Consider the following 6,782-nt stretch of genomic DNA (forward strand, 5'->3'; position numbering starts at 1 on the left):
GATTTACATGCGCCTGAGTGACTATGCACAGGCCGAAGAAAGTTTCCGCCGTGCCTTGTCGCTACGGGCAAATGACTCCAACGTACTGCACAACTATGGCTGGCTGATGTGCCAGCAGCAAAAGTATGTGGAGGCCGACCAATATTTTGTCCGAGCCATTGCCAACCCCGCCTATACAGCGCGTGGCAAAACGTGGATGGCCCGTGGCCTGTGCCAGTCAGGGGCGGGACAGTTTCCCGAAGCGGAACAGTCTTTCTTGAAGGCCTATGAATTCGATGCTGCGAATCCGGTGGTCGGTTATCACCTCGCAGCGCTCTTGCTGCGGCGCAACGAGTTGTCGCGCGCGCAGTTTTACATTCGACGGCTCAACAACAGCGATTTCGCCAACTCTGAATCGCTGTGGCTGGGCATCAAGGTGGAGCGGGCTTTAGGCGACACCGTGGCAATGAGGCAACTGGCTGCTCAGTTGCGCAAGCGCTTCCCGGATTCCAGGGAGCTGGGTGCATACGAACGTGGGGCTTTCAATGAGTGAGGTGGTGGAGAGCGGAGTGACGGCGGGCGGCTTGCTCAAGGAGGCCCGGCAGGCGGCAGGCATGCACATCGCGGCCCTGGCGGTTGCGTTGAAGGTACCCGTCAGCAAGTTGGAAGCCCTGGAGGCAGATAACTACACAGTGCTGCCTGACACCGTATTTGTGCGCGCGCTGGCTTCGAGTGTTTGCCGTACCCTCAAAATTGACCCAGCGCCCATTTTGTCTTTGCTTCCCCAAAGTCAGAGTCCTCGTCTGTCGGTGGACAGCGCTGGTATCAATGCACCTGTGAAGGGTAGTTCCGGCAAATCTTCGTCGTCCTCTTCGGCGTCATTCGCGGGTTCAGGTTCCGGCTCGCGTTCGGTGGTGTTGGTCGTTCTTGCATTGTTGGTGGGAGCTGTGGTTTTGTTCTTTGTCCCTCGGCATTCCACGCCAGGGGATTCTTCCGATCCAGTGCCCGTTGCGGTGCCAGATGCTTTGCCGGCCAATGCCTCCGAGCCTGCACCTGCCGTGGTGCCACCAACGGTGGAGCGCCCCGCCGATGCTTCTATTTCTGCATCGCCCGCCGCTGCTTCGGCGGCTTCGATGCCCGTGTCTGCTGCGCCACCTGCCGCTGCACCTCCAGCGCCTGCTGCCGCTGGCAGTGGCGTTTCTGCGGGCGCTGTTTCGGCCGCTGATGGCGCGGCAGATGCTCCCTCCGGTCCCCTGGTGCTGCGCGCGCGCGGTGCGTCATGGGTGCAAGTTCGCGATGCCAATGGTGCACTGGCGTTGCAACGCAATCTGGCGGCGGGAGAGTCGGTATCGGTGTCGGCACCCACGCCCTTGGCAGTGATTGTCGGTCGCGCTGACGCGACGGAAGTGATTGTTCGAGGAAAGCCGTTTGATCTGACGGCAGTCGCCCGTGAAAACGTGGCGCGTTTCGAGGTGAAATAGTGGAAAACTCCCCGATTGATTTTGGGCCGGTGGCGATTGCTTCGCCCTTACCTAGACGTTCGCGCCAAGCGAAAGTTGTCTGGGGTTCGCGTGTGGTGACCGTGGGGGGGGATGCTCCCGTACGCGTGCAGTCCATGACCAACACCGACACCGTCGATGCCATTGGGACCGCGATTCAGGTCAAGGAGCTCGCTCAGGCGGGGTCGGAGTTTGTCCGCATCACCGTTAATACGCCAGAAGCTGCTGCAGCGGTACCGTACATCCGAGAGCAACTGGATCGCATGGGTGAGAACGTTCCCTTGGTGGGCGATTTTCACTACAACGGACACCGCCTGCTCACCGAGTTTCCGGACTGCGCCCAGGCTTTGTCCAAGTACCGAATCAACCCTGGCAATGTGGGCAAAGGTGACAAGCGCGATAAGCAATTTGGTCAAATGATCGAKGCWGCCATGCGCTGGAACAAGSCKGTGCGCATCGGTGTCAACTGGGGCAGTCTCGAYCAGGAGTTGCTGGCTGAGCTGATGGATACGAACAGCCGCCGCAGCAATCCATGGGAGGCTCGTCAGGTCATGTACGAGGCCCTCATCACATCGGCCATTGAATCTGCGCGTCGTGCAGAGGCCATGGGGATGGACGGCAACCAGATCATCTTGTCGTGCAAAGTCAGCGGAGTGCAGGATCTGATTTCGGTGTACCGCGAGTTGGCAYGCCGTTGCGACTACGCTTTGCACCTGGGTCTCACCGAAGCCGGTATGGGTACCAAGGGAACGGTTGCTTCGGCGGCCGCATTGTCTGTGCTGCTGCAAGAGGGTATTGGCGACACGATTCGTGTGTCGTTGACACCCCAGCCCGGCGAGGCGCGTACCCAAGAGGTGGTTGTGGCATCCGAAATCTTGCAGGCCTTGGGCATGCGGGTTTTTGTGCCCAGCGTTACCGCTTGCCCGGGATGTGGCCGTACCACCAGCACCACCTTTCAGGACCTGGCCAAGCAAATCGACGATTTCCTGCGTGCACAAATGCCTGTGTGGCGCGTGCGTTATCCGGGTGTGGAATCGCTACGGGTTGCAGTTATGGGCTGCATCGTCAATGGCCCGGGTGAAAGCAAGCACGCAGACATTGGAATCAGTCTGCCGGGGACGGGTGAGGCGCCTGCCGCCCCTGTCTTCATTGATGGCGAGAAGGCAATGACCCTGCGCGGTGACGATATCGCCAATGAATTCCATCGCATCGTCGAGCAGTACATCGAAAAGCGTTTTGGCGCCGGGGTGTCTGCTGCTTGACCGGTAGTGCTGCAGCCACCCGCACCGTAAAGCCTCGGGAGGTGGTCTGTCCAGCTTATGTAAATTTCCGCCAGACATAGAAAAGAAGCGCTGTGAGTAACGAAAAAAGCAGTCCCTCGTCCAAACCAGAGAAGCTGGTTGCGGTGAAGGGCATGAACGACATCCTGCCTCCGGAATCTGCCCGTTGGGAGTGGCTGGAGGCCAAGGTGCGCGACCTGATGGCGCGCTACGCCTATCGCAATATCCGCACACCCATTGTCGAACCCACACCGTTGTTTGTACGTGGATTGGGCGAGGTCACCGACATTGTCGAGAAAGAGATGTACTCGTTTGAGGACCGTCTCAATGGGGAGCAGCTGACGCTTCGCCCCGAAGCGACAGCTGGTGTGGTGCGTGCGGTTGCAGAGCACTCCATGTTGTACGACGGCGGTAAGCGCCTGTACTACATGGGCCCCATGTTTCGTCATGAGCGTCCCCAACGCGGACGCTACCGCCAGTTTCACCAGATCGGCGCCGAGGCACTGGGGTTTCCGGGTGCCGAGGTCGATGCGGAGTTGATTCTTCTGGCGAGTGCCCTGTGGCGCGACCTTGGCCTGCAGAATGTGCGTCTCGAACTCAACAGTTTGGGGCAGCCGGACGAGCGCAAGGCTCACCGTACTGCATTGATCGCGTATCTGGAACAGCACGTCGATGCTCTTGACGAGGAGGCGCGTCGGCGGCTGCACAGCAACCCTCTGCGCATCCTCGACACCAAGAATCCCGCSATGCAGTCGCTGGTGGAAGCAGCGCCTCGTTTGATTGACTTTCTGGGTCAGGAGTCTTTGGCGCATTTCAATGCCGTCAAGGCCATTCTTGATGCCAACGGGATAGCTTGGACTGTCAATCCTCGCCTGGTGCGTGGCATGGACTACTACAACCTCACTGTGTTCGAGTTTGTGACGGATCAGTTGGGCTCGCAGGGCACGATCTGCGGTGGGGGGCGCTACGACTACTTGATCGAACAAATCGGTGGCAAGGCCGCACCGGCGGTGGGTTGGGCGTTGGGGGTCGAAAGGGTACTGGAGTTGCTCAAGGAGCAGCAAAGTGCCACCCCTTTGCTGGTTCCGGACGTCTATGCCATTGTCCCTTCGGCGGCCGCGTTACCTCGGGCGGTGGCTACTGTCGAGCAATTGCGCCAACATGGTGTTCGTGTCCAGATGCACGCGGCCCCTTCGCTGGAGGGCATGGGCAGTATGAAATCGCAATTCAAGAAGGCTGATGCCAGTGGTGCAATGCACGCGCTGGTGTTTGGCGATGATGAGCTGTCTCGTGGCATGGTGACTGTCAAAGCCTTGCGTGATGGCGCAGGTGAGCAAACCGAGCGCCCGCTGGACTTGGTCGCGCAATGGTCGGCCACCCTACAATCCACCCGCTAACCCAATCACATTCCATGGCAAATCATCTCGACCTTGAAGAACAAGAGCAGCTAGACCAGCTCAAGCATTTTTGGAACACCTGGGGCACGTTGATCAGCTCCGTGGTCATTGTCGTTGCAGGTGCAGCGGCTGCTTGGAACGGTTACCAGTACTGGCAAACCCGGCAGGCCACGCAGGCGGCTGCGTTGTTTGATGCTGTGGATGTGGCTGCGCGGTCTGCCGATAACGTCCGCATGGAACAAGCTTTTGCCGATCTGAAGTCTAAATATGCAGGGACTGTCCAAGCTGGGCAGGCAGGCTTGACCCTCGCCAAGGCCATGCAGGGCACTGGTAATGTCGAAGGCGCCAAAGAGGCGCTTATGTGGGTTGCAGAACAATCGTCAGACGAGGGCCTCAAGGCCTTGGCCAAGTTGCGATTGGCTGGTGTGCTGATGGATCAAAAGAACTATGACGAAGCACTCAAGCAACTATCCAGTAGTTTCGCGCCGGAATTCTCCTCTGTTGTGGCGGACCGCAAGGGTGACGTCCTGATGCTCCAGGACAAGCGTCAGGACGCGATTGCTGAGTACACCAAGGCATATAAGGGGTTCGAAGACAGTGTCGAGTACCGCCGTCTGGTGGAAATCAAGCTGAACGCGCTGGGTGTCTCGCTGCAAGGTGTGAATGTGGCTTCTGCTGTCTCTTCAACCGCAACACCTGCGGAGTCCAAATAACCATGTCGTCGCCTATCAACGCAAGGTCAGGGCACCAATTTTTTGTGCGCGGTCTGGTGGTAGCACTAGTGGCTGCCACGTTGGCCGGTTGTTCTTTGTGGAGCGCCGACAAGTCTAAGCCTGTGCCTGCCGACCTCGGAGCCAATGTGGCCGTTCTGGGCGTGCGGCAAGCATGGACTGCGCGCCTTGGCAATGTGGCTGGATTGCCATTGGAGGTCCATGTTGCTGGCAATGTGGTGACCGTCGCATCAGCTGATGGTGCGGTGGCAGCCCTGGATGCGCGTACGGGGGGGGATATCTGGAGAGCAGCGCTGGCTGAGCCTCTGTCGGCAGCTGTGGGTAGCGATGGCAAGTTCGCGGCGGTGGTCTCGCGTAACAATGCACTGATTGTTATTGATGGGGGGCGTGAGCGCTGGCGTGAGACGCTCGCTGCTCAGGTATTCACACCACCTCTGGTTGCAGGCGGTCGTGTTTTCGTGTTGTCGGCAGATCGATCCGTGTCTGCCTATGATTTGTCGACAGGTCGTCGTCTCTGGTCCCAGCAGCGCCCCGGCGAGCCTTTGATATTGCGCCAGGCTGGTGTCTTGACCGCTGTGGGTGACACACTRGTGGTGGGGTTGTCAGGCCGTTTGGTCGGATTGAATCCTGACAATGGCAGTGTACGATGGGAGACTCCCATCGCCAGCGCACGGGGCACCAATGATGTGGAGCGCCTTGTCGAGTTGGTGGGGCGCACGAGCCGTGTGGGAGAAACAGTGTGCGCTCGATCCTTTCAAGCTGCTGTGGGTTGTGTGAACACGGCAAGGGGAACGACCGTCTGGACGCAGCCTGCTAGCGGAGCAGAAGGCGTTCACGGCGATGCAGAGGCCATTTTTGGCTCTGAGAGCAATGGCACTCTTGTTGCGTGGCGCCGCGCGGATGGTTCACGCTTGTGGGGTATCGATCGACTTAAATACCGCAAACTCACGGCGCCGTTGCTTCTAGGGCGCTCGGTAGTCGTCGGTGACGACTCGGGTTTGGTGCATTTGCTGTCTCGTACAGATGGTTCGCCCCTGAACAGGCTGGCGACAGATGGGTCTGCCATCGCTGCTGCCCCAGTCGTGGCTGCAGATACCCTGGTGGTTGTTACCCGCAATGGCGGCATTTACGGATTCCGTCCAGATTGATCGGTCTTATTCAATGAAGCCAGTTATCGCCCTCGTGGGGCGTCCGAATGTCGGCAAGTCCACGCTCTTCAACCGTCTGACCAAGTCGCGTGACGCTATCGTCGCTGACTTTGCGGGACTTACGCGTGACCGGCACTACGGTAACGGCAAGCAGGGAAAACACGAGTACATCGTCATTGATACCGGTGGCTTCGAACCCGACGCTTCCAGCGGCATCTACCGCGAGATGGCCAAACAAACGCAGCAGGCCGTCGCAGAGGCGGACGTGGTGATTTTTGTGGTGGATGCCCGTGCAGGTGTTTCCGCGCAAGACCACGACATTGCCAATTACTTGCGTCGCTTGGGCAAGCCTTGCGTGCTCGTCGCCAACAAAGCGGAGGGCATGCTCCAGGGCGTCCAACTAGCGGAGTTCTATGAGCTGGGGCTGGGCGAGGTTTATCCTGTGTCTGCGGCGCACGGGCAGGGCATACGCAGTTTGGTTGACATTGCGCTGGAGCCGCTCAATCTGCCTGAGCCTGACGATTCGGATACGGCGTTGGACAAGGGCGTAATCAAGCTTGCCGTGGCGGGGCGCCCCAACGTGGGTAAGTCCACCCTGATCAACACGTGGCTTGGCGAAGAGCGACTGGTGGCATTTGATATGCCCGGCACGACCCGCGATGCCATCACTGTGCCTTTTGAGCGCAATGGCCAGCGCTTTGAGCTGGTGGATACTGCAGGACTGCGCCGCAAAGGGAAGGTGTTTGAG

At 59.1% G+C, this 6,782-nt stretch carries 6 protein-coding genes and 1 pseudogene; all 7 read left to right on the forward strand.

The features are described from left to right. A pseudogene (locus AC04MI_RS22210) lies at positions 1-532 on the forward strand (type IV pilus biogenesis/stability protein PilW); the annotation flags it as partial. Continuing rightward, positions 525-1,460, forward strand: a complete 936-nt coding sequence (locus AC04MI_RS22215; protein ID WP_436077891.1) for a helix-turn-helix domain-containing protein — start codon at positions 525-527, stop codon at positions 1,458-1,460. The pseudogene AC04MI_RS22210 and the gene AC04MI_RS22215, both read left to right, overlap by 8 nt. Continuing rightward, positions 1,460-2,740 (forward strand): flavodoxin-dependent (E)-4-hydroxy-3-methylbut-2-enyl-diphosphate synthase, encoded by a 1,281-nt coding sequence (ispG, locus tag AC04MI_RS22220; RefSeq protein ID WP_476498720.1) that lies wholly within the window; start codon positions 1,460-1,462, stop codon positions 2,738-2,740. The genes AC04MI_RS22215 and ispG overlap by 1 nt, the downstream gene beginning before the upstream one ends. Positions 2,741-2,892: 152 nt before the next feature. Further along, on the forward strand, positions 2,893-4,155 hold the full coding sequence (gene hisS / locus AC04MI_RS22225) for a histidine--tRNA ligase (protein ID WP_436078213.1): 1,263 nt from the start codon (positions 2,893-2,895) through the stop codon (positions 4,153-4,155). Positions 4,156-4,169: 14 nt separating this feature from the next. Continuing rightward, positions 4,170-4,868 (forward strand): YfgM family protein, encoded by a 699-nt coding sequence (locus AC04MI_RS22230; protein ID WP_056743271.1) that lies wholly within the window; start codon positions 4,170-4,172, stop codon positions 4,866-4,868. A gap of 2 nt (positions 4,869-4,870) precedes the next feature. Beyond that, positions 4,871-6,034 (forward strand): outer membrane protein assembly factor BamB, encoded by a 1,164-nt coding sequence (gene bamB, locus AC04MI_RS22235; RefSeq protein WP_436077890.1) that lies wholly within the window; start codon positions 4,871-4,873, stop codon positions 6,032-6,034. 13 nt (positions 6,035-6,047) lie between these two features. Further along, a partial coding sequence (gene der, locus AC04MI_RS22240; protein ID WP_476498721.1) for a ribosome biogenesis GTPase Der occupies positions 6,048-6,782 on the forward strand: 735 nt, incomplete at its 3' end.

The sequence above is a fragment of the Acidovorax sp. LjRoot204 genome (assembly GCF_056175785.1).